This is a genomic window from Microbulbifer maximicatervae (SeqCode), from assembly GCF_052467695.1.
The window spans coordinates 4,457,722-4,482,995 of record NZ_CP174320.1 but is presented as its reverse complement, the minus strand read 5'-3'; the positions used below and the strand labels follow the sequence as shown (position 1 = coordinate 4,482,995).

Annotated in this window: 30 protein-coding genes, 1 tRNA gene and 1 pseudogene; 26 read left to right on the top strand and 6 right to left on the bottom strand. The window is 48.2% G+C overall.

Features of this window, described 5'->3' with window-relative positions:
* Window positions 1-55 precede the first annotated feature (55 nt).
* The 10 genes and pseudogenes from ACJJI8_RS19620 (at window position 56) to ACJJI8_RS19575 (ending at window position 7,216) form a co-directional block, all read left to right on the top strand.
* Window positions 56-262 (top strand): hypothetical protein, encoded by a 207-nt coding sequence (locus ACJJI8_RS19620; protein WP_444914640.1) that lies wholly within the window; start codon window positions 56-58, stop codon window positions 260-262.
* A 526-nt stretch (window positions 263-788) separates the two neighbouring features.
* The gene (locus tag ACJJI8_RS19615; RefSeq protein ID WP_444932938.1) at window positions 789-2,345 is read left to right on the top strand and encodes a transposase; all 1,557 of its coding nucleotides are present in this window, start codon (window positions 789-791) and stop codon (window positions 2,343-2,345) included.
* Between the two features lie 174 nt (window positions 2,346-2,519).
* Window positions 2,520-2,741, top strand: coding sequence for a hypothetical protein (locus tag ACJJI8_RS19610; RefSeq protein ID WP_444915937.1), 222 nt, complete (start codon window positions 2,520-2,522; stop codon window positions 2,739-2,741).
* Window positions 2,742-2,888: 147 nt separating this feature from the next.
* Window positions 2,889-3,245 carry a hypothetical protein gene (locus ACJJI8_RS19605; RefSeq protein ID WP_413662934.1) on the top strand — a complete coding sequence of 119 codons (357 nt, stop codon included), beginning with the start codon at window positions 2,889-2,891 and terminating at the stop codon, window positions 3,243-3,245.
* 66 nt (window positions 3,246-3,311) lie between these two features.
* Window positions 3,312-3,659, top strand: coding sequence for a hypothetical protein (locus ACJJI8_RS19600; RefSeq protein ID WP_413662916.1), 348 nt, complete (start codon window positions 3,312-3,314; stop codon window positions 3,657-3,659).
* A gap of 126 nt (window positions 3,660-3,785) precedes the next feature.
* The gene (locus ACJJI8_RS19595; protein ID WP_444932599.1) at window positions 3,786-4,118 is read left to right on the top strand and encodes an immunity protein Imm33 domain-containing protein; all 333 of its coding nucleotides are present in this window, start codon (window positions 3,786-3,788) and stop codon (window positions 4,116-4,118) included.
* Window positions 4,119-4,243: 125 nt separating this feature from the next.
* A complete protein-coding gene (locus tag ACJJI8_RS19590; RefSeq protein ID WP_444933445.1) occupies window positions 4,244-4,456 on the top strand; it encodes a hypothetical protein in 213 nt (70 codons plus the stop codon).
* A 167-nt stretch (window positions 4,457-4,623) separates the two neighbouring features.
* A pseudogene (locus tag ACJJI8_RS19585) lies at window positions 4,624-6,170 on the top strand (transposase).
* A 73-nt stretch (window positions 6,171-6,243) separates the two neighbouring features.
* A complete protein-coding gene (locus tag ACJJI8_RS19580) occupies window positions 6,244-6,894 on the top strand; it encodes an alpha-ketoglutarate-dependent dioxygenase AlkB (protein ID WP_444933444.1) in 651 nt (216 codons plus the stop codon).
* 82 nt (window positions 6,895-6,976) lie between these two features.
* Window positions 6,977-7,216: a hypothetical protein gene (locus ACJJI8_RS19575; protein ID WP_444933443.1), complete on the top strand. Its 240-nt coding sequence runs from the start codon at window positions 6,977-6,979 to the stop codon at window positions 7,214-7,216.
* A gap of 188 nt (window positions 7,217-7,404) precedes the next feature.
* On the opposite strand, the gene ACJJI8_RS19570 is transcribed toward ACJJI8_RS19575, so the two are convergent.
* On the bottom strand, window positions 7,405-8,367 hold the full coding sequence (locus tag ACJJI8_RS19570) for a hypothetical protein (protein WP_444933442.1): 963 nt from the start codon (window positions 8,365-8,367) through the stop codon (window positions 7,405-7,407).
* Window positions 8,368-8,680: 313 nt separating this feature from the next.
* On the opposite strand from ACJJI8_RS19570, the gene ACJJI8_RS19565 reads away from it, so the two are divergent.
* The 7 genes from ACJJI8_RS19565 to ACJJI8_RS19535 all read left to right on the top strand — a co-directional run bounded on the left by ACJJI8_RS19565 (window position 8,681) and on the right by ACJJI8_RS19535 (window position 12,095).
* Complete coding sequence (locus ACJJI8_RS19565; RefSeq protein WP_444908045.1) at window positions 8,681-8,887, top strand: hypothetical protein; 207 nt, start codon at window positions 8,681-8,683, stop codon at window positions 8,885-8,887.
* Complete coding sequence (locus ACJJI8_RS19560; RefSeq protein WP_444933441.1) at window positions 8,884-9,033, top strand: hypothetical protein; 150 nt, start codon at window positions 8,884-8,886, stop codon at window positions 9,031-9,033. Before ACJJI8_RS19565 ends, ACJJI8_RS19560 begins: the two co-directional genes overlap by 4 nt.
* A gap of 85 nt (window positions 9,034-9,118) precedes the next feature.
* Window positions 9,119-9,460 (top strand): DUF2793 domain-containing protein, encoded by a 342-nt coding sequence (locus ACJJI8_RS19555; protein WP_444935180.1) that lies wholly within the window; start codon window positions 9,119-9,121, stop codon window positions 9,458-9,460.
* 228 nt (window positions 9,461-9,688) lie between these two features.
* Window positions 9,689-10,090, top strand: coding sequence for a hypothetical protein (locus ACJJI8_RS19550; RefSeq protein ID WP_444933440.1), 402 nt, complete (start codon window positions 9,689-9,691; stop codon window positions 10,088-10,090).
* Between the two features lie 252 nt (window positions 10,091-10,342).
* Window positions 10,343-10,633 carry a hypothetical protein gene (locus tag ACJJI8_RS19545; protein WP_444933439.1) on the top strand — a complete coding sequence of 97 codons (291 nt, stop codon included), beginning with the start codon at window positions 10,343-10,345 and terminating at the stop codon, window positions 10,631-10,633.
* 117 nt (window positions 10,634-10,750) lie between these two features.
* Window positions 10,751-11,182: a hypothetical protein gene (locus ACJJI8_RS19540; RefSeq protein WP_444933438.1), complete on the top strand. Its 432-nt coding sequence runs from the start codon at window positions 10,751-10,753 to the stop codon at window positions 11,180-11,182.
* A 460-nt stretch (window positions 11,183-11,642) separates the two neighbouring features.
* Complete coding sequence (locus ACJJI8_RS19535; protein WP_444933437.1) at window positions 11,643-12,095, top strand: hypothetical protein; 453 nt, start codon at window positions 11,643-11,645, stop codon at window positions 12,093-12,095.
* A 400-nt stretch (window positions 12,096-12,495) separates the two neighbouring features.
* On the opposite strand, the gene ACJJI8_RS19530 is transcribed toward ACJJI8_RS19535, so the two are convergent.
* Complete coding sequence (locus ACJJI8_RS19530) at window positions 12,496-13,623, bottom strand: ISAs1 family transposase (protein ID WP_444932648.1); 1,128 nt, start codon at window positions 13,621-13,623, stop codon at window positions 12,496-12,498.
* A 187-nt stretch (window positions 13,624-13,810) separates the two neighbouring features.
* Between ACJJI8_RS19530 and ACJJI8_RS19525 the strand changes: the two genes are divergently transcribed.
* Complete coding sequence (locus ACJJI8_RS19525) at window positions 13,811-14,125, top strand: hypothetical protein (protein WP_444914013.1); 315 nt, start codon at window positions 13,811-13,813, stop codon at window positions 14,123-14,125.
* Window positions 14,126-14,358: 233 nt separating this feature from the next.
* Here the strand turns inward: ACJJI8_RS19525 and ACJJI8_RS19520 are convergent, their stop codons facing one another.
* Window positions 14,359-14,643 (bottom strand): helix-turn-helix domain-containing protein, encoded by a 285-nt coding sequence (locus ACJJI8_RS19520; RefSeq protein ID WP_444933436.1) that lies wholly within the window; start codon window positions 14,641-14,643, stop codon window positions 14,359-14,361.
* 156 nt (window positions 14,644-14,799) lie between these two features.
* On the opposite strand from ACJJI8_RS19520, the gene ACJJI8_RS19515 reads away from it, so the two are divergent.
* The 3 genes from ACJJI8_RS19515 to ACJJI8_RS19505 all read left to right on the top strand — a co-directional run bounded on the left by ACJJI8_RS19515 (window position 14,800) and on the right by ACJJI8_RS19505 (window position 16,741).
* Complete coding sequence (locus ACJJI8_RS19515; RefSeq protein WP_444933435.1) at window positions 14,800-14,997, top strand: hypothetical protein; 198 nt, start codon at window positions 14,800-14,802, stop codon at window positions 14,995-14,997.
* A gap of 101 nt (window positions 14,998-15,098) precedes the next feature.
* Complete coding sequence (locus tag ACJJI8_RS19510; protein ID WP_444908054.1) at window positions 15,099-15,488, top strand: LexA family protein; 390 nt, start codon at window positions 15,099-15,101, stop codon at window positions 15,486-15,488.
* Window positions 15,488-16,741, top strand: a complete 1,254-nt coding sequence (locus ACJJI8_RS19505) for a Y-family DNA polymerase (protein ID WP_444933434.1) — start codon at window positions 15,488-15,490, stop codon at window positions 16,739-16,741. The genes ACJJI8_RS19510 and ACJJI8_RS19505 overlap by 1 nt, the downstream gene beginning before the upstream one ends.
* A 259-nt stretch (window positions 16,742-17,000) precedes the next feature.
* Here ACJJI8_RS19505 and ACJJI8_RS19500 read toward each other — a convergent pair.
* Window positions 17,001-17,088 (bottom strand) — tRNA-Ser (locus ACJJI8_RS19500).
* Between the two features lie 165 nt (window positions 17,089-17,253).
* Window positions 17,254-20,220, bottom strand: a complete 2,967-nt coding sequence (locus tag ACJJI8_RS19495) for an Rne/Rng family ribonuclease (protein ID WP_444933433.1) — start codon at window positions 20,218-20,220, stop codon at window positions 17,254-17,256.
* A gap of 784 nt (window positions 20,221-21,004) precedes the next feature.
* Here ACJJI8_RS19495 and rluC point away from each other — a divergent pair.
* Together rluC and ACJJI8_RS19485 are read left to right on the top strand one after the other, a co-directional pair.
* On the top strand, window positions 21,005-22,000 hold the full coding sequence (gene rluC / locus ACJJI8_RS19490) for a 23S rRNA pseudouridine(955/2504/2580) synthase RluC (RefSeq protein WP_444933432.1): 996 nt from the start codon (window positions 21,005-21,007) through the stop codon (window positions 21,998-22,000).
* A gap of 14 nt (window positions 22,001-22,014) precedes the next feature.
* Window positions 22,015-22,656: an HAD-IA family hydrolase gene (locus tag ACJJI8_RS19485; protein ID WP_444933431.1), complete on the top strand. Its 642-nt coding sequence runs from the start codon at window positions 22,015-22,017 to the stop codon at window positions 22,654-22,656.
* Here the strand turns inward: ACJJI8_RS19485 and ACJJI8_RS19480 are convergent.
* Entirely contained in the window at window positions 22,653-23,249 is a 597-nt protein-coding gene (locus tag ACJJI8_RS19480; protein WP_444914007.1) for a Maf family protein, read from the bottom strand. The two genes, ACJJI8_RS19485 and ACJJI8_RS19480, sit on opposite strands and share 4 nt — an antisense overlap.
* 106 nt (window positions 23,250-23,355) lie before the next feature.
* On the opposite strand from ACJJI8_RS19480, the gene ACJJI8_RS19475 reads away from it, so the two are divergent.
* The 3 genes from ACJJI8_RS19475 to plsX all read left to right on the top strand — a co-directional run bounded on the left by ACJJI8_RS19475 (window position 23,356) and on the right by plsX (window position 25,228).
* Window positions 23,356-23,898: a YceD family protein gene (locus tag ACJJI8_RS19475; protein WP_444896972.1), complete on the top strand. Its 543-nt coding sequence runs from the start codon at window positions 23,356-23,358 to the stop codon at window positions 23,896-23,898.
* A gap of 73 nt (window positions 23,899-23,971) precedes the next feature.
* Window positions 23,972-24,166 (top strand): 50S ribosomal protein L32, encoded by a 195-nt coding sequence (rpmF, locus tag ACJJI8_RS19470; protein WP_108733564.1) that lies wholly within the window; start codon window positions 23,972-23,974, stop codon window positions 24,164-24,166.
* 3 nt (window positions 24,167-24,169) lie between these two features.
* Window positions 24,170-25,228 (top strand): phosphate acyltransferase PlsX, encoded by a 1,059-nt coding sequence (gene plsX / locus ACJJI8_RS19465; protein WP_282932473.1) that lies wholly within the window; start codon window positions 24,170-24,172, stop codon window positions 25,226-25,228.
* The last annotated feature ends 46 nt before the right edge of the window (window positions 25,229-25,274 follow it).

Here is a 25,274-nt window from a genome sequence, read left to right as displayed (position 1 = left end):
GCTTCGCACCCGCAGCTTTGGGCGTTAGAGCTACCAATAAAACCGAGTGTAATTAATGTTCACACAAATATGGAAAGGTTGGACTACGGGTGTTTCCGTTATCTTTACGCCGCTGTTCTTAATTGCTGCTTTGGTACAACCTGACGCCCCTGGTAATATGCTTTTAGCCGTACCATTAGTTCCGATCATAGCTGCTGGGCAAGGCGTGTTAATTGGAGCGCTGGTTTGTCTTGGTCTCAAAATATTGTCATTTAAAAATTAACATGAGTGCCACAAACTCTAACAAGCAGCAGCACGAACGCCCGGCAAAAAGCGCCAGGCTGGACGGCCTACACGCCGCTTCGCTCTGTTTCGGCCGCCCGTGTGCTGGGCGTTATACATTAAGAGAGATTAATATTTGAAAAATAACGTAGAGTCATTGTCAGGAAAGGCATTAAAATCAAAGATTAAAAGACTGAAGCGAAAGAAAGTTCTTAACGATCTAGGGTCAACTCTAATAATTATTTTCTTGTTGCTTGGTATGATTGTGTTTGCTGTGCATGGGCAATGGTTTCTTGTCGGCTCTCTAGCAATATTATTTTTCATTTTTTCAATTGGTACGGTCGGTGATTAACTTGACGCAAGAAAAGTATAACAAGTACAAGCAGGTTGCTACGGGCCTCTGGTCCTTCGCGGGACGGCCTACGCTACGCTCCAGCCGCCCCTGTTGTAGACGTTCAGGCTGTAGAAAAACTCTTAAAAAGTAGCTTTTTTGTTAAAATGGAGGTCTTGATGTCGAGATTATCCATATGCCCAATTTCAAACGTTACGATTACAACCAAGATGCAATGGTCGTCATCAATTTCGAAGAACAACTACAACCTGAAACCTTTGAGTTTACACTTCATCATTTGATTGATGACCATATCGACCTCTCTGTCTTCCATAAAAAATATCAAAATGATAGCGGCGGGCGAACCGCTTATGATCCAGCTATCCTCCTGAAAATCACATTGTTTGCTTACTCAAAAGGCATTACCTCAAGCCGTGAAATTCAATGGCAATGTGAGAATAATATCCTCTTCAAAGCACTGTCATGCGATACCGTTCCGCATTTTACTAGTATTGCAAATTTCGTAAGCAGTTATCCTGATGCGATTGAGTCGGTGTTTGAGCAAGTGTTACTGGTCTGCGATCAGCAGGGGCTGCTTGGCAACGAACTTTTCGCAATAGATGGATGCAAGATGCCATCCAATGCCAGCAAAGAACATTCGGGGACTTTTAGAGAGCTAGAACAGAAGCAGGAAAAAATTCGCAAGAAGATCAAAGATTGCCTCAAAGAGCACAAGAGGCTGGATGGCAGGAAACCTAAAGAAAAAGAGCGAAAGCAAGCGGTAGCTAAAGCGGCGGATACGCTGCAGAAACACTTTGATAAAATTGATCAGTTCTTAAAAAATCACTCCCCCAGGATGGGGCAAGGTAAAAAACCTAAAGAAGTGAAAAGTAATATCACGGACAATGAATCAGCTAAGATGACTACCAGCAAGGGAACCATTCAGGGCTATAACGGTGTTGCCGCAGTTGATAGGAAGCATCAGATAGTTGTTGAGGCCCAGGCCTTTGGAGAGGGCCAGGAGCATCATACATTGAAACCTATTCTTGATGGCATCAGTTGCCATTATCAGAATATAGGAATAGATGAAGACATCTTGGCCAAACAGGTCATCATTACTGCTGATACTGGATTCTCCAACGACGCTAACTACAACTACCTGCGAGAGAACGGCATCAATGCCTACATACCTGATAATAAATTCCGTTCACGAGATAAAGCTTTTACAACGCAAAAAACCAAGTATGGCAAGCGCAATCAAAAAGGTAGGGCTAATGTCCAGAAGACTACCCCAGCTAGTGAATTTACATTCAACAAGAAAAAGAAAACCTGTATTTGTCCTGCAGGAAAATCCATGCTTTTGTTAAAAGAAGAGCATGTCAGTGAAGGTAAGAAAAAACTATTGTTCGAAGGGCGCCTCACTGACTGCAGGAAATGCAGCCTTAAAAAACAGTGCATGCGAAACCCAGATTCTGCTGACTCTCGAAAAGGACATGGAAGGCAAGTATCCCTAACTTGGACAAACGGACGGACAGCCACTGACTGGATGAAAAAGCGGGTTGATAGTATCGAAGGCAAGACCATTTATGGGCATCGAATGTCTGTTGTTGAGCCTGTGTTTGGGAACATTGGTACCAACAAGCGATTAAATCGCTTCTCGCTACGAGGAAAAAGTAAGGTTCAGGGACAATGGCAGATGTTCTGCTTGGTACATAACATTGAAAAGTTGATGAGATGTGGCAGTATTCACTGATTGAGGATGAATTAAGGGCGTCAAGACGCCTAAATTTAATACAATGAAAGAAATTTGGTGGTATAGCTAAATTTAGCTCGAAATTTAAATTAGAGGAGCCTGAGGAGTGACAGCTTTTTCTAAAACTGTTTTTCTACAGTCTCGTTATGTGCACCTAGCGAATGACTATCTCCCATGAATTTGAAGAAGATAAAAAAGATGTTTGGTGAGTCTCAACACCCTAAAGGCCAGTGCTGCTTTTGTGGGGAGGTCATTGATAATAAATCACTTGTGGTAATGAACTTGGATCTAGGTGATCAGCAATTTCAGTCGCTTTATTCTCATGGACTTTGCCTAAAAGAAAAACTTCACTCATCAGTGCCGTTTTTGGCTCCCGAAGAAGTAGAGGGTGAATAAATGGGCAGGTCCACTACACATAACAATCAGCGGCAGAGCGACAGCCAACGCTACGCACCTTTTGTGTTACTCGCTGTCGCTCAAACATTAACACAAAAGGCGCTCCGCGCTGGCTGCGCCTGCGCTGGGCGTTATGGGTCATAAAGTATGAGCAAAGTATGGAGAGAGATCGCAGACCCCAAGAAGCACATTGACTACATGAGCACTCGAAACGAAGGCGGTGTACTAGTTGAAGCTTCAAGAGATAATCTAATTGAAAAATGGGTTTACTTTGCAGACGTATGCAATTTCATTTTCCAGTTTGCGAGCATTGACCAAGTACTAGAGTGTAAGGATTACTTTTCAAAGTCTGTACACCCTTCTACTCGGGAAAAGGGTCACGAGTTAGAACATTATTGGCATCCTTGGTATTCAAAACTGCCTAAGGGTATAAATAAAGGCGCCAAGCGTGAGGAAGTTATCAAAGCGCTAGACAGTATTTTAAATATGTGGGCCAACCCATAACAAGCCAAGGCTGTCGGACGCTTCGCGCCGCAGCTTGGGGCGTTATGTGAGCAGGAAATAGAGCATATGGACATCGCGATACAAATGATTGATCAAGCTTGGCAATTACTTGTGCGTATTCCATTTTGGTTGTTGTTGTCCACACCATTGATAATCGCTCTCTACTTTTATGCAAAGAAAATCAGAAGCGTGCAGTGGAATATGGCAATAAAACTGTTGCTTTTTGTTCCACTTTCGGCCGTCTTACTTGCTCCAATGCCGGTTGGCATGTTCATAGCACTCGTGCCTAATGGTTTTTTGCTCTTTAGTGGCCTTGAGTACTACAGTAGGGTTTTTGCCTGGTGTGTTTCATCCATACTCGTATCAATGATAGTTTGTTACTTCGTAGGCAAGAAATACCTGAGGCCCACATAACAAGGTGCGGCAGCTGACATCTTACTTTGTGCACTTTTTGCACGGTCGCTGCGCTCCCATTTTCGTGTAAAAAGCACACAAAGTAAGCCGCCGCTGCGCACGGCGTTACATGCCTTAGGAAAAATTGTGTCTAGTCAAGAGGATGTATGTAAAAGATTCAATACTCTACCTTTTCCTTGCATGGGTAAAGAGAAGCTAGGTATTGCTATCGAAACCATTGGCAAGGTCCCAATCAATGGCTTGCGACATAATCCAGAAAACGGAACATGTGGTTGGTATATTTGGTGCGGCGAAGAAATGTCTCAAGATGCAGATTTTTTCAAGCCATTGCACGTTAGACATATCTCAGAATATTTACCTGAAGTGGAGCAATATCTTGCATTGCCGCCGGGTTATAGATTTTTAATAGCTGGAGAGTATGTGGATGTTTGGCATGATCCACAGCTCACCAGCATGTAACAAGTAAAGGCACCCGACGTCAAAACTGCCGCTTCGCTTTAGTTTTGACGCAAGTGCTTTAGGCGTTATGATTAAGAAAGTTTCTAGATTCACACTCTTAACTTACTTGGTTTTCGGAGGCCTAATTGATTACATTTTTATACGTTATCCTAATTATCATGCTGACTGTCGGTCTTGAGATGGTCTATGAAAAAATCAGTGGAGTTGATCGAATATATAAAGCCGATGATACAATGGAGGCTATGGCTAATAGCGGTGTTAAAACTTCTCTCAGGCTAATTGGCTTTGGTTTGCTATCCATTATGATTGTTGTTGGTCTTACCCAAAGGTTTAACTAAGTGCAAAACATAACAAATACAAGCAGGCTGCTGCGGGCCTTTGGCCCTTCGCGGGACGGCCTACGCTACGCTCCAGCCGCCCCTGTTGTAGTCGTTCAGGCTGTAGAAAAACTCTTAAAAGGTAGCTTTTTTGTTAAAATGGAGGTCTTGATGTCGAGATTATCCATATGCCCAACTTCAAACGTTACGATTACAACCAAGATGCAATGGTCGTCATCAATTTTGAAGAACAACTACAACCTGAAACCTTTGAGTTTACACTTCATCATCTGATTGATGACTATATCGACCTCTCTGTCTTCCATAAAAAATATCAAAATGATTGCGGCGGGCGAACCGCTTATGATCCGGCTATCCTACTGAAAATCATATTGTTTGCTTACTCAAAAGGCATTACTTCAAGCCGTGAAATTCAATGGCAATGTGAGAACAATATCCTCTTCAAAGCACTGTCATGCGATACCGTTCCACATTTTACTAGTATTGCGAGTTTCATAAGCAGTTATCCTGATGCGATTGAGTCTGTGTTTGAGCAAGTGTTACTAGTCTGCGATCAGCAGGGGCTGCTTGGCAACGAGCTTTTCGCAATAGATGGATGCAAGATGCCAGCAAAGAACATTCGGGAACTTTTAAAGAACTAGAACAGAAGCAGGAAAAAATTCGCAAGAAGATCAAATATTGCCTCAAAGAGCACAAGAGGCTTGATGGCAGGAAGCCTAAAGAAAAAGAGCGAAAACAAGCGGTAGCTAAAGCGGCTGATACTCTTCAGAAACACTTTGATAAAATTGATCAGTTCTTAAAGAATCACTCCCCCAGGATGGGACAAGGTAAAAACCCTAAAGAAGTAAAAAAGTAATATCACAGACAATGAGTCAGCCAAGATGACTACCAGCAAGGGAACCATCCAGGGCTATAACGGCGTTGCCGCAGTTGATAGGAAGCATCAGATAGTTGTTGAAGCACAGGCCTTTGGTGAGGGGCAAGAACATCATACATTGAAGCCTATTCTCGATGGCATCAGTTGCCATTATCAGCATATAGGAATAGATGAGACATCTTGGCCAAACAGGTCATCATTACTGCTGATACTGGGTTCTCCAACGACGCTAACTACAGCTACCTGCGAGAGAGCGGCATCAATGCCTACATACCTGACAATAAATTCCGTTCACGTGATAAAGCTTTTGCTAAGCAAAAAGCCAAGTATGGCAAGCGTAAACAAAAAGGTAGGGCTAATGTCCAGCAGACTTTCCCTGCTAGTGAATTTACATTCAATAAGAAAAAGAAAACCTGTATCTGTCCGGCAGGAAAATCTATGCTTTTATTAAAGGAAGAGCATGTTAGTGAAGGTAAGAAAAAGCTATTGTTCGAAGGGCGCCTCACTGACTGCAGGGGATGCAGCCTTAAAAATCAGTGTATGAGAAACCCGGATTCTGCCAGCTCTCGAAAAGGACACGGAAGGCAAGTATCCCTAACTTGGACAAACGGACGGACAGCCACTGACTGGATGAAAAAGCGGGTTGATAGTATCGAAGGCAAGACCATTTATGGACATCGAATATCTGTTGTCGAGCCAGTGTTCGGGAACATTGGTACCAACAAGCGATTGAATCGCTTCTCGCTACGAGGAAAAAGTAAGGTTCAGGGACAATGGCAGATGTTCTGCTTGATACATAACATTGAAAAGTTGATGAGATATGGCAGTATCTACTGATTGAGTATAAATTAAGGACATCAAGACGCTTAAATTTAATACAATGAAAGAAATTTGATGGTATAGATAAATTTTGGCCGAAATTTTAATTGGAGGAATCTGGGAAATGGCAGATTTTTCTAAAATTGTTTTTCTACAGCCTCGTTATACATTTTATGAAAAGAATATGATTCACGGTTTAACATACATAGAAGAGTTTATCTCCAAAGAAGAAGAGCAATTTCTACTAAATTCTTTGGATAATGAAGAATGGCTCACGAGTTTAAAGCGGCGAGTGCAGCACTATGGATATCGATACGACTATAAGACTAGGTTCGTTGATAGCTCACTTTATCTCGGGGCACTCCCTGATTGGTCTACCAAAATTCTATCTCGCTTACATGCCAAAGAGTCTATTTCAGAAACCTTTGACCAGCTTATCATCAATGAATACGAGCCAGGTCAAGGAATATCAGCACATATTGATTGTGTGCCATGTTTCAAGGAAACAATTGTTTCTCTAAGTATTGGATCACAAGCAGAAATGGTACTTGGCAATAAACAGGTCGAGAAGCAATCCATTTTGTTAAATCCAAGATCGGTAGTAATACTCCAAAAAGATGCTCGGTATAATTGGACGCACAGTATTCCAAATAGAAAAAGTGACTTAATAAACGGGCAGAGAGTTCAAAGGTCGCGCAGAGTTTCTTTGACATTTAGGCAAGTAATCAAAAAAAATGTATAACAAATCACACAAGTTGATGCCAAAAGACCCGCCTTTAGCACAACTTAGTGCGGCGTTATGCACAAGGAGTGAATAGGGTATCGTGAGCAGTTGGGTAATATGTCTCTGTGGAGACAAGATCAATAAAAATCTATTCGCAGGTAGCGGCTGGTCTCTGGTTGTTCCTGAAGAAGTCATTGATAACGAAGCTGTCACTGAATCCGACATACAACAAATCATTGTTCAGTCCAAAATTGAAAAGGTCTGTCCGTCCTGCGGCTGCTTAATTGTGGTTAACGACCAAAGTGACACGGTGCAATTCTTCAAGGAGCAAGTCGTATAAATGCATAACAAAGCCAAGCACGAACGCCAGCGAAGCTGGCTGGACCTACATTCCGCAGCTTTGCTGCTCCATTTTAGCTCGTGTTGGCGGCGTTATAGCTATTTAAAAAGCATCTCTTTTACCCAAAAACAGTCAAACACCCATAGCTGCTAATAGGGAGTACAGTGTTGAATCGTCAACCTTATCCGCTATTGAAAAATCACGCCCATATTGCCAGTACCAGATTGGAGGGCAGTTGCAGAATTACCGGATGTTGCCTGACCGATTTCATGCATATTAGATGTGCCAATCTGGGATTGACTGGCAAAGTTGGATATCCCCGTCTGATTGGTTAGTGCCATATTCATCATGCCAGTTTGGTTGGTATCAACTATGCCAAAATCAGAAGCATCTTGATTAACTTCCGACATATTCATCATGCCTGACTGGAATACGCTCACAGTATTATTATTTGAATTATTTAACTGTGTAACAATGCCATCATTGCTATCTCCGTCTTGTTGAATAAGTAAGCTATTAAAGTCGCCGTCGTTTTGAGCCATGCCAGCGATATTAGCAGTTCCATTCTGGATCATAACTGAGGTATTTGAGGTACCGCTAGATTGGAAACCAATAGCACTATTGGCCATTCCTGTCTGGTTCACTATAAAACTGTTAAAGGAGGTATTGAGTTGAGTATTACCGGAAATTTGGGAATCTCCAGATTGCAATACAGAAATAGTATCGCTATCTGACATTATCTGCGCACCGCCATAGCTATTGGTATCCCCAATTTGGTTAACAAAAACAGTACTTAACTGAGAGTCAACTTGCGACATGCCTACCTCATTAAGATTGCCCTGCTGAATTGCCGTAATCTGGGTAGAGACACTGTTATTTTGTAGTAAGGCAGGAGCGGTATTTAGATTTCCAGTTTGAATATGAATAATAGTGCCATTTTGAGTGGCATTCTCCTGTACCGGTGCAGATTCGTTGAAATCACCATCCTGGGTGATTGCGATCAAACTGTCCATCGTTGCGGGATCACTTTGGTCCGGGTTAGCCATATTACCATTTCCATTCTGGTTCACTATGGCAGTATTCCCATTTGCGAATGAATACCCACTAATTACTAAGAAGATAGCTGCCGCTATCGGGGTGAAAGCTTTCATGATGATCCCTTAAAAATCAAGCGATTAATTTTGTTACAGACTGTTGATCGATTTGGGACTCAGCTGAACAGCTAATTAGGCGGAGAATGCTCTCAAATCTTTGTCATTAAAGTTGAAGTGGAGTCACCAATACAGGATTTCATCCTTAGAGAGTTCCTACTGCTTGTCTGGCTGTCTAGGTAAAATAGAGGTGACACGGGAAGTATAGGGCTGGATTGCGGTAGTTATCTTTAGGAAGATGATCTCAAAAAGCTGGGAATAAAGTTTAAACATATAGGGATAACTAGTTTAGTAAGAAATTCCTATATTTATATTGTTTACAGAGTGCCAGGCTTGGCAATTTGCCTACATCATCGACGACCGCCACTGTACTGGTACGATTGTGCGATCTGCAATCACGCAAAAGGCTGAGCCCGCAAGCTCCGAAGCTCAAGCCGTCGCCGTGCTCAAGTGCGTTATTGCTGTGATTGATGATCAGAACAGCGTGCAGACCGATGCCCGATGGATCGGGTCTATGTGACAACGAAGGCACTCACCACAGATGCAGGGCAGGCGGTCAATGTGATTGACGAGGCAGCGGGCCTTGTTTCTGACTGCACTGGTGAAGTGGCGAATCGCATGACTGCGCACAGTTCTATTGCGGTGATGGCGATTCCGAGTGGGTGAGTATGGTTGCAATTAACTGCGGTAAGCGAGTTTATGCGGATGATGATGGTGAGTGGGGTGTTTGTAACAATGAACTTACGCGCTTCTGCAAATCGAAGTGCAGGGCATCCAAAACGATCCCCCCGACTCCCCCAGCGATGGCGACCGCTACATAGTGGCCAGCGATACCGGAGACTGGGCAAGCCAAGACGGCCAACTGGCCCGCTATGTAGCAGACCCCGGCTACTGGAAATTCTTCCCCGCTAAGGTCGCACTCAATCAGGCGGAGGGCCTGCTGTATATCAACGGCAGTAGAGGCTGGCAGGTAGCCAACCGCCCGGCGACTCTGCCGCAGATCACTGGGGATACCAGCACGGATCTGGCCGGGGTGGTTGGGCAGGTGTTGGCAGCGTTAAACAATATTTACTGGGATAACCAAGTCACCTAGCCTGCTTCGTATATCTGGGATCAAAAGCATCTGCATCTTATGCACAGGAAAAAAGGTGTTAACTTTCTGACTTTTAAGGGGGTTCCAAAAATATATATAGCACCCCAAATGTCTGGATATAATGCAGTTGCAATATGCCCATTTGTGTACATTGGTACCAACTGTCGATAGGTTAATGTTACTTAAAGGCTTTTTATATCGTGGTCGAAGGAATTTGTGGGTATAGTGGTGGGTGATATATTGCAGCTGCTTTTGAATACACTGTTAAGCGTTCAAGGAAGAGCATTGAAGATAGCTACCATATTAGCGCTAGTAATAATTAGTAATCCTGTTTGGGGGAATAGTCTTAATACAGTCAAGAAAATACAGGAAAGTATTTTTGCTAATCTATCGCAAGGCGATAGCAAGGAAATAATTGAAGAATATTTAGCCTCAGCTAACATTGTGTATTCTTACGATAAGTATTCTTTTAGATATCAGGCCGTAGTACGAGAAAATGAGGCTGACTGTAACGTTGAATCTATATTTCTTTGGCTATTCTATGAATGTGCCATTCAAATATATATCAACTTAAATGAGCGAGGGGACTACAAAGATCATGAGGTTTTCCAAACTTATTCTGGCTTATAGCGTTGCAATGCTTAGCAAATACAAGCAGGTTGCTACGGGCCTTCGGCCGCCCCTGTTGTAGTCGTTCAGGCTGTAGAAAAACTAATTTATGTCTTTGCTTTCTTAGATGTGATCAGATATTAACCATAAATGGTGATTCTACGTGAATTCTGATCTAGCTTTCACTGATGAGTAGGCTATTTTTCACGTAGAAGCACAATACAAAAAGAGGGCTGAGTTTTTCTACACCCTCGTTAGGCAGTAAACAAATCCATGACTTCTCTAGATAAAGCGATAAGTAATCTTGGAATTAAACGCACCATAAATTTCTCTGGCAAGCAGATTAAACTAGCCTGCTTACTTCGGGAAGAGGATAGGCGCCCCTTACAAGCAGACTGGTGGAAAGGTAAGCAATTAACCCTGATCGGAGTTGATGATAATGGCAATTTTTTGGTCAGGCATTGCGGTGGCTATATATTCTATTGGTGCCATCAGGCACAATCCGAAGAGGTAATCGCAAAGAGCGAGGGTGAATTCCTCAAATTAATCGAGTACGGAGAGTAGCCCATGCCTAATATATGCAGCAAGCAACGCCCAAGCAAGCTTGGGTTGGACCTACATTCCGCAGCTTCGCGGCTACATTTCGGCCACTTCTGCAGGTGTTATATTTCAAGGAAGGTTATGAACAAGATTCTTTTAGCTTTACTCTTTATCAGTCAATTGGCTTTTGGTGAATCTCCAAGCCCAAAACTGATAATGGCCACATCCGCATACGACACACCCATTAATTGGGCTGGTGAGATAATTGACTCCAAGATAAAAGAGAATGGAGAAAAAGTATCAGTTTACTGGCTTGTAAAGCACCATTTTGAAAAAGCCCCGCTTAGCGATAAGCCATATAAGTTAAAGAAAACGGGTGACGGCTACTTTGTTATTCATCTAGTTATTTCGTCAACAGTAGAAGACGCCAAATTGTTAACTGAGCAAACTAAAGGCTCCGGCTCATTTGTTGTAGTCAAAGGCATTGCCCTCAGCCAAGTTCAATTTAGTGGGCACACTGCAGTCGCCATTGAAACAGAAACGATGGACATCACCAGTGAAATTGAAATATAAAAAGTATAGGTAGGTTGCTGCGGGCCTTTGGCCCTTCACGGGACAGCCTAAGCTACGCCCCGGCCACCCCTGTTGTAGTCGTTAAATGTCTAAATGATTTCAGGAATTGAGCCAATGGGCATTTTTATAGCTTTAGGAGAAAGGGGTTCCCAATAAAGTCAAAACTAGTGATGGCTACACTCGTAGGGCAAGTTATATTGGTAGTTCTCTTGGTAGTATTGGCTGAAGTTGTAGGCCTCTTAAATCCGGGCGGGCTAATTTTAGCATTTACCATAGCTGTTTCAGTTGGCGGCTTTTTTATAATAAGGTGGCTTTGTGCCAAAACATTTAACAAGTTTATCAGCCATCGCCACTTCGTGGTAGGACAGTCAAACTGCTGGCCTTTTTGTACGTTTTTTTACGCAAATTATCGCACAAAAACCCCATCACTTTGCCTGCCGGTTATTGAGGCGCTAAACATATGAAATTCATCACGCTAATATTTCTCCTAATACCCCTACAAAGCTACGCATGCTCATGCTGGCATATAGGAGAAGTTGACAAGAGTAAGTCATTCCTCGTAATGCCTATAGAGGGCGAAGCGATCTACCCCGTAAGCGAAGAAGAAGGAAAAAAACTTATGGGGGCGGGTGAGGTTACAACAATACTTGAAGTTTTCGCCCCACTAAACAGCGGCCTCACAAAAGGCAGCGGGATTACCTTCAAACAAAGATATAGTATGTGCACCGCATTTCTCTTGCCCAATGGTGTGTATAGAATTGACTCTCCACCAGAAAGTAAGTTCATCACAGGATCAAGGTGTAGCATACACCTCGAAGATGTAGGCAAAGTGCCCGAGAGCGTAGACCCAGAGCTTGTAGATTTAATTAAGCAAGTAAATGAATTGGATCAAATTAGGCCTTATGCCAAGTAATTGTTTAACAAAACGCGCAAGCGGGGCAAAGTGCTGCGTACTTCGCTTGGCATTATGTCTAAGGAAGTGATTAAGGGAAACTTGAGTAGAATAATCTTTTTCCTTTTGGGGATAGTGATTTCATATGGCATTTCAGTTGTCTGGTGGAATGCGTGGATGTATAAAGAGGTAGTTGGTCCAGTTCCTTTCTTGAATTGGATGTTCTCGATTGATGGTGAAGCTTCATATTTTCTAACGGAGCTGGAAATGTTTGCGCACATATTATTCCTGTATTTAATTGGCTATTCCCTTTACTTCTTAGTAATCCTTAAGAAAGGTAGGTAATATATGCCTGTGAAACACATAACAAATTGCTGCATTCGACCACCTACACTCCCAGGGCTGTCCCATATAAATCAGTCTAAATGGTGGCTGTAATTATCTTGTCCAAGGTTTCATTATCCCAGCCAGCCTTTTTCCGAAGCCTTTTAATGCTCATGTCTTTTTTAAAGCTGGGCTTTGCCGCTTGCAACTGATTGAGTGCCGAATGCCTCAAGATCGCCATGTTTTCTGGTGCATTTCCTGATCTGAAGCGACTATCATCCTCACGAAAAACCACATCTAAAATCCAGTGTAACGAGTTTTCAACACCCCAGTGAGAGCGAATAATATGATTAAGTTCTGCTGAGCACGGCTCTAAACTACTGATATAGTAGCGCGTTTCGCAACTAGTTCGCCCATCTACAGTTCGCTTCGCCTGGACTGCGATAACACTTCTTAGACCGTGCCATTGCTCTTTACCTCCGAGCCAATCAATACTGTTAGTAGAGAGACATTTTCTGGATTCTATTCGGCCTCGGCTCACCTCTTCCACACAATCAGTATCGACATCCTTGTGGTACTGCATATCGAACAAATTATTAAAATGCGTGGTAATTTGCTGGTGCAGTTTGTCCTGATTGCCCTTCACAGCAATCACATAATCGCCGCCTCGTTCGATAATTTTCTGGGTGATCGTTTTCTGGCAGCCCATGGCGTCAAGCGTAATAATCGCACCATTAAGATCAAGAACCTCCAGTAACTTCGGTATGGCCGTAATCTCATTCGACTTTTCTTCTACTTTTTGCTGAGCAAGGACAAGTCGCGCCTCGGACGCAAAAGCACTCACCATATGTATAGGAGATCGCTTGCTGGCCTGATCGAAGCTGCGCCTTAGCGCCTTGCCATCGATCGCAATTACGTTACCGAGTTCTTGCTGAATACCTTGGACCCACTGCAGAAAGCAGCGCTTAAATTGTTCGGGGTCTAAGCTTGAAATAACACGGCTAAAAGTGTTTTTTGAGGGTATTCCGCTATTTAGCGGGGTGAATCGTTTTAGGTAATCTATTTTAGATTCTGCGAAATCGACAAAATCTCTACAGCTTTCAGCACCACAAATAACACCGCAAAACATGATAAGTAAAATATCGGGCAGGGCGTGCAGCTTGTGCCGATCAACTCGAGGATCTTCCATGTCGTCAAAGTGATGTAAAAGGCTTACGCTATCCATTTTGTCTGAAAAACACTCTATTTATCAAAAAAGATAGCTATTCTAGGTCTATTTTGTTCGTTTTTACACCGATTTATATGGGACAGCCCTGCCTACACTCCACTCGCTTTGTACTGTACGCTAAGCTAGCACAATGCGGCTCTATTCCGGTGACGGCTGAGCAAGGCGTTAACCAAAAAGATGAAGCATGATTTCTGAGAGAGAAAATACGATTATTGCGGCAGCATTTGAATACTGGATCGAAAAGTGGGGCTCGGAATGTCCGACTTTGTTTGGCTTTGAGAAAGAAACGCTGGAATCGATAAGCGCCGCTTGGCCACAAAGTATATCGGAGTGCTCATATGAGTGTGCATTAGCCATAAATAGTTCATTCGGTGAAATCTTGTACGGAGCTTCTGCGCTAAACGTAACTAAGTTCCATTCTATCTTGGGTTTTGAGCGTAATGAGATTGAAGTGTTGTTTAAAGCCCTTCGGTCAGAATTGGAGCGTAAAATTGGTTAACAAGGCCAAGTGGCATCGACTCTCCGGGGCTGGACCTCGCTACGCTCAGCCGCTGTTGGGAGCGTTCAGGCTGTAGAAAAACTAATTTATGTCTTTGCTGTCTTAGATGTGATCAAATATTAACCATAAATGGTGATTCTACGTGAATTCTGATCTAGCTTTCACTGATGAGTAGGCTATTTTTCACGTAGAAGCACAATACGAAAAGAGGGCTGAGTTTTTCTACACCCTCGTTATCCCAACCTCTTCCAGAGTTGGTATCTACTCTCAATGACCGGATGAATATGCTTGCGAAAATTCTCCGGTAGTTGCGAATAAAGTCGAGCAATAAAAGGCGGGAATGGAATCTGTGCAAAGTGGTGCAGGTTCTCCACCCCGTACACCTCCGCCAAAGTAATCCCAACCGCCTCACACCATACCGGCAGCAGGTCCGCCGGAACTCTTTGTACGCCCGTTTCCATTTTCGAAATTTGAGATGACGCAAGCCCCAGCTGTCTTGCCGGCTGTGCAATCATCATCCTCTCCCGTTTCCGTACGTTGCTCAGGAGATCGCCTAGTGATCCGGCCTCAAATATCGAGGTGCGTTTGGCGACTTGTCGTCACAAGGCAATAAAGATAACCGGTGTTAGGTGACACAAGATTGAGATAGGACTAGCAGTTACAAGGAGCTGAGCATGCCTATGAAAGCGCAAATGGATCAATTACAGAGGGTCACAAATCTGTGTGTGGCCCTGGAGTGGGTAACAGGCTGCCCCGATTTGGCGGGAATGGATGCCGTATTAAAGCTGATAGGTGAGGAAGTGAGCACCATTATCCAAGGTGTTATCTATTCGGTTGAGTCAAAAGGAGGTGGCGGCGCCGAGATGGCTTGAGTACAAAAGTACCTGTGAGGCCCTGGAGTCACACTGGCTACTTGTCTTTAGTGGGTGCTCGCTAATACACTGTATAAAGATACAGTATATTGCTAGAACACATGAAACTTTCCCCTCTATACGGCAGTGGCGTTAGCTGCGGCTTTCCTTCGCCAGCGGATGACCACAAAGAAGCGGCACTGAGCCTGGATCAACACCTGATAACCAGCCCGGCGGCGACATTCCTCGCCCGCGCCAACGGCGACTCTATGCAGAACCTCGGCATCTTTGACCGGGACCTGCTGGTAGTCGACCGATCATTAACACCAATCCACGGAGATGTGGTGGTGGTTGCCCTGGATGGGCAGTTAACGTGCAAGGTGCTCGACCGCCAACAGGGCCGCCTGCTATCAGCCAATGACAAATACGCACCGATTCCCATTTGGGAGGGGCAGGAATTGATTGTTGAGGGAGTGGTCAAGGCTTCCGTGCGGTACCACCGGTCCTGCTGATGTTGGCACTGGTTGATTGCAACAGCTGCTATGCCAGCTGCGAACAGATATTCCGCCCCGACCTGCGCGGGCTCCCGGTGGTAGTCCTTTCCAATAATGATGGTTGCGTGGTGGCTCGCTCGAAAGAAGCCAAAGTGTTAGGTATTCCCGACTTGCAGCCGTTCTTCAAGATTGAGCATCTATTGCGAAAGCACGGGGTAAAGATCTTCTCGAGTAACTACGCCCTGTACGGCGATATTTCCCACCGGGTAATGATAACGCTGAAGCAGTACAGTCCAGAGGTTGAAGTCTATAGCATCGATGAGATGTTTCTGGATCTGCATGGGTTGCAAGAGTGTCTACTGGATTACGGCCAGCAAATAAGGCAAACCCTCTGGCGGGATGTTCGCATGCCGGTGGGCGTTGGCATTGCTCCCAGTAAAACCCTGGCCAAGCTGGCAAATAGAGTTGCCAAGAAGATCCCCAAATGTCAGGGCGTCTGCGTCTTGGACTCCCCCGCAAAGTGGCAATGGCTGCAGCGACGCACTGAAGTGGGTGATGTGTGGGGTGTAGGCAGGCGCCTTTCAAGGCGACTTGGGCACCTGGGTATCAAGACAGCCTATGACTTGGCACAAGCCAACCCGAAAATTCTACGCAGCCATACGAATGTAAATATTGAGCGCACGATAGAAGAGCTAAATGGCATTAGTTGCTTAAGCCTGGAAGAGCAGCCACCGGCCAAGAAACAGATCTATTGCACACGCTCATTCGGCGAAAAGCTCACCGATCTGCAGCCGATACTGCAGGCCGTTACCTTGTACGCGAGCAGGGCGGCGGAGAAGCTGCGGGCCCAGGACTCCCTGGTAAAGTCTATCCATGTCTTCCTGCATACCTCACCCCATGAGCCGCTCTACTACAGCCGCAGCACCGTGGTACAAAGCCCATACCCCACGGATGACACACGGCTGATAGTGCAGCTGGTAAAGCGCGCCATTACAGAGCTGTTCCTGCAGGGACATAGATTCCTGAAAGCGGGGGTAGGGCTGGTAGAGCTTATCCCCCGCTCACTGGGCCAGGGCGACATGTTCACCACGGGCCAGCCAATACGATCAGATGAGACCATGCAGGCCATGGACCAGATCAATCAACGGTTTGGCCGGGGCACCTTGTTTCTGGGGGCTGAAGGTATCGACAAGAAGTGGAAGATGAGGCAGGAGCATCGATCGCCAGCCTATACGACTCAGTGGGACCAGCTACCAGAGATTACGGTCTAGCTGCTGCGTAAGCGTATGAGGTCTTTGTAAGGTTGAGGGTCGAGCGGTTGTGGAGCCTGCAAAAGAGCTAAATCGATCTGGTGTTCACGTGAAAGGGCGGGCGGTAAAGACGTTGGTGCGCTGCTGCGTTTGGTGCGTTTAGAGTTTGCTTCGTCTGGAACGTTACGGGCCAGCAAAAAGACAAGTGGAGGACTGAGTGGGGACCATAAAAGGCAGAAACAAAAAAGCCCTGAAAAATCAGGGCTTTCTGTATGAATAATGGCGGTGGGGCAGGGATTCGAACCCTGGGACCTGTTACAGTCAACGGTTTTCAAGACCGCCGCTTTCGACCACTCAGCCACCCCACCAAATTGTGCTGCGCATTATACATAGCTTCTCGGGATGTACAAGCGCCATTTTGATTTTTTTTATATAGTTCAATAAGTTAGGTGATTTATTGACCAGCTCAAGGCTTGCTGTCAGGTTGATAAGGCCGCCCCGGCCATTGGCTGGGGCGGCTTGGCAGCTATCGCTTAGCTCGCTTCTGCAGAGTCGCGATCGATATCTGCGTTGGCATCAACTTCCACGGCCTTGCGGCTGATACGCGGGTCGTTGGCCGGGCGGGCGAGGGCGCGTGGATTGTGCTCAATCGCTGCCGGCTGCGCGGTATCCAGAGGCTGCTGGGAGCCCGCTTCACGGCGCTCAGTAACAATTGAGAATTCACCCAGTGGTTTGGGGTTGATGCGCGGATCATTTACTGCGCGTCCCTGGCTGGGTGCGGTCGGTTCCTCTTCGGAAGCTGCCTGCTCGGCGGCAACAATTTCTTCCTGAGCTTCCGGCTCGCTGGTGCCTGCCTGTTCCTGTAAAGCTTCAGCTGCAGCTTGTGCTTCTTCAAGCACGATTTCCTCTGCTGCTTCTACTTCTGGCTTGGCAGGAGTGGTTTCAGCTTTGGGGGCAGCCGGAACTTTTGCCGTGGTGGCTTTTTGTTCTGGCGCTTGCTCTACAGGCTTGGCCGGCTCGGCAGCTGGCGCAGCTGCTTTTTCTACCGGGGTAGCTTTGGGCTTGGGCTGAGTAGGCTGCTGTTGCTGCTCGGAGGCGGCTGCTTTGGCTGCCTGCGGGGCGCTTTGCGGTTGAGCTGCAGGCTTCTGGGTCTCTCGTGCTTCAGATTTTTCCTCGTGAGCAGTTCGCACCGGCATTGTAATGGCGGGCTGAGCTGCTTGCTTGGGAGCTCTCTGAGCCTTGTGAGAGTCTTTCGCCTTGGGCTTGGGCGCCTCGGTACGAGTCTCTTTTGCGACTTCCTTGGTCTTGCGGGCTTCGCTTTCAGCTTCGTCGATGGCTTCGTGAACTTCGCGATTCAGCTCTTCCTGGCTGTGAGCTACCGCGGTTGCTGCGGTGTTCTCACTGCGGCGTCCGCCTCGACGGCGCGCCTGAGGGCGGCCGCGCACATTGCTCGGGCGACGTGCTGGGCGTTGCTGATCGGAAGCGTCTCCGGCTTGTTCGTTGGTATCAACGGTATTTTGGGTTTCAGCAGTTTGAGTGCGGTTGTCGCTGCGGCGGTTGTCGTTGCGGCGACGGCGACGTCTGCGCTGACCTTCACCCTGGCGATCGGAGGCGCTGTCATGCTCGTCCAGCTTGGCGCTGCGCTTATCTTCGCGTTGGTCGTCGCGTTTATTGTCTTCGCGGCGATCATCCTTGCGGCGTGCGGGGCGGCCACTGCGGTTGTTGCGATTTCCGCGCTGGTTGCGATTGCGGTTGCGCTGCTGGTAGTCCTTGCCACGGCCTTTGGACTTTTGATGCTTCTTCGGCTCTTCCTCTTCTGCGGTGAAGAAGGAGGCGATAGCGCTAATCAATCGGCTGAAGAGTCCAGGCTCTTCCTTTTTCTCCGGAGTGGGTGCTGGAGCGGTGTGGGCAATTTGCTGCACGGCCGCTTGCACTGGAGCTGGACGCTGTGGCTTTTCCTCTTTCTTGGTCACTGTCTCTTCGGCAGTGCCAGAAATCTTGTAGGAGGTTTCCAGGGTGGCAGTGTCATCGTCACGCAGGCGCTGAACTTCAAAGTGCGGCGTTTCCATTTCTGCGCTGGGCACAACTACTACGCGAGTGGAATTGCGGGACTCGATCTGGGAGATCGTTTTGCGTTTTTCGTTCAGCAGGTAGGTCGCGACATTCACCGGAGTGATTGCGCGGATTTCGGCGCTGCGCTCTTTCTTCGCTTCCTCTTCTACCAGGCGGAGAATGGAGAGAGCCAGAGATTTGGTGCCGCGAATAGTGCCTTGACCGCTACAGCGGGGGCAGACGCGGAAGGTGGTTTCACCCAGGGATGGGCGCAGGCGCTGGCGGGACATTTCCAAAAGTCCGAAGCGGGAGATGCGGCCAACCTGAACGCGGGCGCGGTCCATGCTGAGGGCCTTCTCCATGCGCTTTTCAACTTCGCGCTGGTTGGACTTGCTCTGCATGTCGATAAAGTCGATTACAACCAGTCCGCCCATATCGCGCAGGCGCAGTTGGCGAGCGATTTCATCGGCGGCTTCCAGGTTGATATTGCGCGCGGTCTCTTCGATATCGCCGCCCTTGGTTGCGCGGGAGGAGTTGATATCGATAGACACCAGAGCCTCGGTCACATCGATAACGATGGAGCCTCCGGAGGGGAGCTTCACTTCGCGCTCGAACGCTGTCTCAATCTGGCTTTCAATTTGATAGCGATTGAACAGCGGAATGGCGTCTTCGTAGTACTTCACCTTATTGGCGTAGTGGGGCATTACCTGGCGGGCAAACTCTGCGGCCAGCTCAAAGGCGCCTTTGTCGTCGACAATAACTTCGCCGATATCATCGCGCATGTAGTCGCGGATGGCGCGGATAATGACGTTGCTTTCCTGGAACAGGAAGTGGGGCGCTTTGGAGGTATCAGCTTCTTCCTTGATGGCATTCCAAAGTTGCAGCAGGTAGTTGAGGTCCCATTGCAGTTCGTCACCGCTGCGGCCAACGCCGGCGGTACGCACGATGATGCCCATGCCTGAGGGGACATCTACACTGGCCAATGCATCGCGGAGTTCGGAGCGCTCATCACCTTCAATGCGGCGGGAGATACCGCCGGCACGAGGATTGTTGGGCATTAACACCAAGTAGCGGCCGGCGAGGCTGACAAAGGTGGTGAGGGCAGCGCCTTTGTTGCCGCGCTCTTCTTTGTCCACCTGGACAATAACTTCCATGCCTTCTTTGACAACATCTTTGATTTTGATGCGGCCTTCGATGTCTTTGGGCTGCTTGAGGAAGTACTCGCGAGAGATTTCTTTCAGGGGGAGGAACCCGTGGCGCTCTTCGCCGTAGTCGACGAATGCAGCTTCGAGGGAGGGTTCTACACGGGTAATCTTACCTTTGTAGATGTTCGCTTTTTTCTGCTGGCGGGTTCGGTTCTCAATATCTAAATCATAGAGCCACTGGCCGTCGACCAGGGCAACACGCAACTCTTCAGGTTGGGTTGCGTTGATTAGCATTCTTTTCATGCGTGTCGTTTTCCTTGCGTTGCGCAAAGGCGTGACACCGCTACTCACAGGCTTGCTTGTTGGCTGTCCGGTGGAGAGGACCACCAGGCAGGGCAGGGAAAATAAGGTATGCCAGCTCTACCGCGCCATGGATCTATGCGGCTTGTTGAGACTGGCATTTGCCTATTATTCGCTCTGCAAAAACTCCGGATACGCGCTGTTATTGTGCTATCCGTTGGTACCTTTAATACCTTTTGTTAGTACTGCCCTGTACCTATGCTGCAGGCTTCTGCAGCAGGGTTGGGCGCCGCCCCTTGGTTTGTTTCATGCTGGGCGGCAAGGTTTGCGTCAATCATCAGAGGTTCTGCAGTTCAGCTTTTGGCTGATACCCATTCTTCTTAATTTTTTTACCAGGCTTGCGGAAGCTGTGCTGCCCTGGTTGCCAGTTCGGTTGCTGGCTCGTCGTATTCTGCAAAACCGGACGCAAGTTTGAGTCGTCCTTTCAAGCGCTGCGGGTCACGGCCCGTCTTACCTTCGCGATAATTACCCGCATAACCGCGGGCTGTTGTTGCCGGTGAGCTCCCCTCTGGTTCTGGTAATTGGGGGACATCTCAACGGCTAAGTTTTATCAATGACGCGGCATCCCCGCGCACCGACCGAATGGGGTATTTTCGTTGGGGTCACGGCTATCTCTTCATGTGGGAAGTCGCCTTTGACCGAAAATACGCCGAATTCAGGCCGGCCGAATATAGCATGGGCAGGGAGGTGCTTCAATTGTATCCCTGGCAACGCTATGATGCGCGTCATGCGAAGTATACCCCACCCTAAGAAGGCTCCGGCCGAGACCCCATCAAAGACCTCGAATCCATCTGGCGGCGTGCAGCTTTTAACTGTACCTGAAGAGCTGGCGGGACAGAGGATCGACAATTTCCTCCAGGCGCGCCTCAAGGGTGTGCCGCGTTCACGTATATACCGAATCCTGCGTAAGGGTGAGGTAAGAGTAAATAAAGGACGAATAAAGGCTGAATACAAGTTAAAGGCGGGCGATGTGGTGCGAGTGCCGCCAATTCGTGTTGCCGAGCAGGCTGAGACCCCTCTCGCTGGTGAATCTCTGCGCCAGCTGATCCAAGAGTCCATACTTTATGACAAGCACGGGCTTATGGTGATCAATAAACCGTCGGGCCTTGCGGTCCATGGCGGCAGCGGTGTCAGATTGGGCCTGATTGAAGTTTTGCGCCAGATGTTTCCGCAAAGCCCGTTTATTGAGTTGGTGCACCGCCTGGACCGGGATACCAGTGGCGCCATCATGGTGGCCCGCAAGCGCGCGGTATTGCAGCATGTTCAGTCGGAGTTGCGGGCGGGAAAGATCGGTAAATCGTATCAGGCATTGGCGGTGGGCAAGTGGCCCCGAGGTCGCCGCGTTGTTGAGGCACCTTTGCGCAAGAACACTTTGAAAAGCGGCGAGAGAATGGTGTCAGTGCACCCTGAGGGCAAGCCTTCAGAGACTCGCTTTAAGTTGATTGAGAGATTTAAGGCGGCGACTCTGCTTTCCGCAGAGCCGGTCACCGGGCGAACACACCAAATTCGAGTTCATGCACAGTTTGTTGGTTGTCCTCTGGCGGGCGACAACAAGTACACCTCGGACGAAGTCAATCGTGAATTTCGCGGTCGCGGTCTGAAGCGTCTCTTCTTGCACTCGGCTTCAGTGCGCTGCTCTTTGCCAGATGGCTCCAAGGTTGAGGTGGAGGCTCCACTCCCTGTGGAGCTGAGTGCAGTGCTGAATAGATTAAGGGAAGAGTAGGGCGTTCTTTTGTTATGTTGGTAATCCTCGATTGGGACGGGACGGTTTGTAATTCTGAGGCGCGTATCGTCGATTGTATGTTGCGGGCAGCAGATAGGGCCGGTTTGCCGGTGCTTGCCCCGGAAGCGGTTAGCAACATTATCGGGCTTGGTCTGCCGGAAGCGATATCCTCTCTGTTTCCGGAGGCTGCCAGTGAGGAAAAGCTCACGTTGCGCCAACTTTACTTTGATGAGTGGATGGCGGCCCGGGTTGAACCCCTGCCGTTATTTGAGGGAGTCCTGGATACCCTGGACCAGTTGCTGTGCGGTGGTCACCAGTTGGCGGTAGCGACTGGGAAGAGTCGGCAGGGGCTCAATCGGGAATTTGAGGAGCACGGCCTCGGCCACTTGTTTGCCGCCAGTCGTTGTGCGGATGAGACCGCTTCCAAGCCTGACCCGCTGATGCTGAATGAGTTGCTGCATGAGACCGGAGCCGGTCCGGAGCAGGCGGTAATGGTGGGGGATACCGTATACGACCTGGAAATGGCGGCGGCGATCGGCATGCCCTCTATCGGGGTGAGCTATGGTGCTCATTGCCCAACCCGACTGCAGGGGTGTGGCCCCAAGGTTGTTATCGATCGCTTCTCTGAGCTGCTCCGCTGGCCGCCACTCTTTTAGGTGGCCTGCGGGCCCAATGGATCTATGCCAAAGTGGTTCAGCATATCGGTAAGGCGGATTAGTGGCAGCCCAACCAGGGTGTTGAGATCTGCCCCTTCAAGCCTCTCAAACAGGGCGATACCTAGCCCTTCCACCTTAAAAGAGCCGGCGCAATCGTAAGGTTGTTCCAGCTCTACATATCGTTCAATTTGCTCTGTGCTCAACTGCCGAAAGTAGACGGTGAAGGTTTCCGTATCGCCCAACTGCTCTCCGCTTGCGCTATTCAGCAGGCTCAAGCCGGTGTGGAATATCACTTTTTTGCCGTTGCAGGCTTGCAGCTGGGCGATGGCGCGCTCCCTACTGCCTGGCTTGCCAAGTATTTGACCGTCGCAAGAGGCAACTTGATCTGAACCGATAATCAGTGATTTCGGGTGGCGGCCAGCCAGGGCGCGCGCTTTCTCTGTGGCGAGGCGCAGGGCGAGTGCAGCTGGCGCTTCCCCCGCCTGTGGTGCTTCATCTATATGGGGCGAATCCTGCTGAAAGGGGATGCCAAGCTGTTGTAGTAGGGTTCTGCGGTAAGGAGAGCTGGAGGCTAGTATCAGAGGGTGGGGCATTCTGGTGGATTTTCCGCTGGGTCGAATAGTGGTTTGTGACCGGGCGATACTGCAATGCCTGATTTGTTTTGACAAGGCTAAGGTGAGTCCATAGAATTGCGCGCTTATGTCGATAGCCCCCTCTAAATCAGTATTGCCAAAGAGCATTGATGCTCGGAAATTGGTACAGCGAGAGCAGTTGCTCGATGGTGTTTTGCCGTTGGAGTCCCTGCCTCGGGTTGGTAGCGCAGTTGAGTCTGTCCACGGAGAGATTTCTGCTGAATTGCAGTTTGAGCGAGACTTGCAAGGTCACCAAACGGTGAGCGGCAAGGTTCAACTTGCAGTTGACCTCTTGTGTCAGCGCTGTTTGTCACCGGTCCATGAGCAGATCGAGGCACAGTTTAGCTGGGGTATCGTATGGACTGAGGAGCAGGGTAAGGCCCTGCCCAAAGATCTGGACCCGGTGATCCAGGACGGCGATGAGCTGGACTTGCACCAGATCCTTGAAGATGAAATTTTGCTCAATTTGCCAATGGTGGCTTATCACCAGGAAGAATGTGTCTCCAAGGAGAGCTTTCATTTTGGTGACGAGGTTGCCGAGGCGGATGAGCAACAGGCAAACCCCTTTAAAGTGCTGGAGCAGTTGAAGGGTTCGTCGGGTAAATCCTAGGTTTCCCGATGAGTTTGGGCTCGCCGGTAGGCGCCCCGGTTCCAGCGAAATTTGTTTATTTTAGGAGCTAGCAATGGCTGTTCAACAAAACAAGAAGACTCGTTCCCGTCGCGGTATGCGCCGTTCCCACGATGCGCTGGGCGCAGGTGCTACCCTTTCCGTCGATCCGACTACCGGTGAAAAGCACCGTCGTCACCACGTGACCAAAGACGGTTTCTACCGTGGTCGCAAAGTGATCGAAGTTAGCGGCGGCTCTGAAGAAGAGTAAGCTTTGTCCAGCCAATTGCGATTGGCCGTGGATGCAATGGGCGGGGACTTAGGTCCCCGCTCTGTCGTTCCGGCATGTATTAGATTTCTTCAAAACTTCCCTGAAGCGCAGCTAAAGCTATTTGGCCCGCGCGCAGAGCTTCAAGCTCTGGTTCATCAAGAGCTGCAGCGCCATCGCCGCCGCGTTACCCGCCGTCTCGAAATTATCCATTGCGAGCAAGTCATCACTCAAGAGTGCAATCCGTTGCAGGCTGTTCGCCATAAGCGCGATTCAACCATGGCGATGGCCCTGAAGAGTGTTGCATCGGGAGATGTGCAAGCTGCAGTTACCTCCGGCAATACCGGCGCCTTGTTGGCGTTGAGTCGCAGTATTCTCGGTAATATCCAAGGTGTTAGGAAGCCGGCGCTCGGTAAGTCTGTACCTTCGGGTATGGGTTCCTGCTATCTTTTGGACCTTGGTGCCAATGTGGATTGCAGTGCTGAGGATTTGCTTCAGTTCGCCCGTATGGGGATTGAGGCTCAGCGGATTCATACTGCCCGCAAGAGTGTGAAGGATATAAAGGTGGCGCTGCTCAATATTGGGGCGGAAGCACATAAGGGTAGCGCCGAAATACGCCGTGCAGCGGAACTGCTCGATGCGGACCCCGGGGTCAATTATGTTGGCTTTGTTGAGGGGCATGATATTTTTACCGGCTCGGTAGATGTGGTTGTTTGCGACGGTCTGATGGGTAATGTCGCGATGAAATCTGCCGAGGGTGTGATTCGACTAATGGGTCAAAAAGCGTTCACAATCGAGAAAAGAGGGTGTTTCAAGCGTTTTTTTGGCCAATTGGCCATAAAGCTGTTGCGAAAATGGCGTACACAGGTGGAACCTGCTCGCTATAATGGCGCCAGCTTTGTAGGGGTAAAGGGCAACGTGATCAAGAGTCACGGCGGTGCCAGCAGCGAAGCTTTTTATCGGGCGATGGTTACGGCGAAGGAGTGTGCCGATGCTGACCTGGCAGCCAGGGTCGATGCCGCTATGGCACAATCCGGCGAAAGACGCTCCATGGATGAAGGGTAAAAAGCAGTTTTCCCTTACTGAAATCAGCCACATTTAGGTTAAGGAT

What these genes read in the sequence shown, in the direction of transcription:
- ACJJI8_RS19520 (WP_444933436.1), bottom strand. Translation starts at nt 14,643, where the DNA reads ATGATGATTGCACAGCCGGCAAGACAGCTGGGGCTTGCGTCATCTCAA.
- ACJJI8_RS19505 (WP_444933434.1), top strand. Translation starts at nt 15,488, where the DNA reads ATGTTGGCACTGGTTGATTGCAACAGCTGCTATGCCAGCTGCGAACAG.
- ACJJI8_RS19495 (WP_444933433.1), bottom strand. Translation starts at nt 20,220, where the DNA reads ATGAAAAGAATGCTAATCAACGCAACCCAACCTGAAGAGTTGCGTGTT.
- rpmF (WP_108733564.1), top strand. Translation starts at nt 23,972, where the DNA reads ATGGCTGTTCAACAAAACAAGAAGACTCGTTCCCGTCGCGGTATGCGC.
- ACJJI8_RS19540 (WP_444933438.1), top strand. Translation starts at nt 10,751, where the DNA reads ATGAACAAGATTCTTTTAGCTTTACTCTTTATCAGTCAATTGGCTTTT.
- ACJJI8_RS19615 (WP_444932938.1), top strand. Translation starts at nt 789, where the DNA reads ATGCCCAATTTCAAACGTTACGATTACAACCAAGATGCAATGGTCGTC.
- ACJJI8_RS19475 (WP_444896972.1), top strand. Translation starts at nt 23,356, where the DNA reads ATGTCGATAGCCCCCTCTAAATCAGTATTGCCAAAGAGCATTGATGCT.
- ACJJI8_RS19605 (WP_413662934.1), top strand. Translation starts at nt 2,889, where the DNA reads ATGAGCAAAGTATGGAGAGAGATCGCAGACCCCAAGAAGCACATTGAC.
- ACJJI8_RS19515 (WP_444933435.1), top strand. Translation starts at nt 14,800, where the DNA reads ATGCCTATGAAAGCGCAAATGGATCAATTACAGAGGGTCACAAATCTG.
- ACJJI8_RS19570 (WP_444933442.1), bottom strand. Translation starts at nt 8,367, where the DNA reads ATGAAAGCTTTCACCCCGATAGCGGCAGCTATCTTCTTAGTAATTAGT.
- ACJJI8_RS19535 (WP_444933437.1), top strand. Translation starts at nt 11,643, where the DNA reads ATGAAATTCATCACGCTAATATTTCTCCTAATACCCCTACAAAGCTAC.
- rluC (WP_444933432.1), top strand. Translation starts at nt 21,005, where the DNA reads ATGCGAAGTATACCCCACCCTAAGAAGGCTCCGGCCGAGACCCCATCA.
- ACJJI8_RS19600 (WP_413662916.1), top strand. Translation starts at nt 3,312, where the DNA reads ATGGACATCGCGATACAAATGATTGATCAAGCTTGGCAATTACTTGTG.
- ACJJI8_RS19510 (WP_444908054.1), top strand. Translation starts at nt 15,099, where the DNA reads ATGAAACTTTCCCCTCTATACGGCAGTGGCGTTAGCTGCGGCTTTCCT.
- ACJJI8_RS19530 (WP_444932648.1), bottom strand. Translation starts at nt 13,623, where the DNA reads ATGGATAGCGTAAGCCTTTTACATCACTTTGACGACATGGAAGATCCT.
- ACJJI8_RS19620 (WP_444914640.1), top strand. Translation starts at nt 56, where the DNA reads ATGTTCACACAAATATGGAAAGGTTGGACTACGGGTGTTTCCGTTATC.
- ACJJI8_RS19545 (WP_444933439.1), top strand. Translation starts at nt 10,343, where the DNA reads ATGACTTCTCTAGATAAAGCGATAAGTAATCTTGGAATTAAACGCACC.
- ACJJI8_RS19485 (WP_444933431.1), top strand. Translation starts at nt 22,015, where the DNA reads ATGTTGGTAATCCTCGATTGGGACGGGACGGTTTGTAATTCTGAGGCG.
- ACJJI8_RS19480 (WP_444914007.1), bottom strand. Translation starts at nt 23,249, where the DNA reads ATGCCCCACCCTCTGATACTAGCCTCCAGCTCTCCTTACCGCAGAACC.
- ACJJI8_RS19610 (WP_444915937.1), top strand. Translation starts at nt 2,520, where the DNA reads ATGAATTTGAAGAAGATAAAAAAGATGTTTGGTGAGTCTCAACACCCT.
- ACJJI8_RS19525 (WP_444914013.1), top strand. Translation starts at nt 13,811, where the DNA reads ATGATTTCTGAGAGAGAAAATACGATTATTGCGGCAGCATTTGAATAC.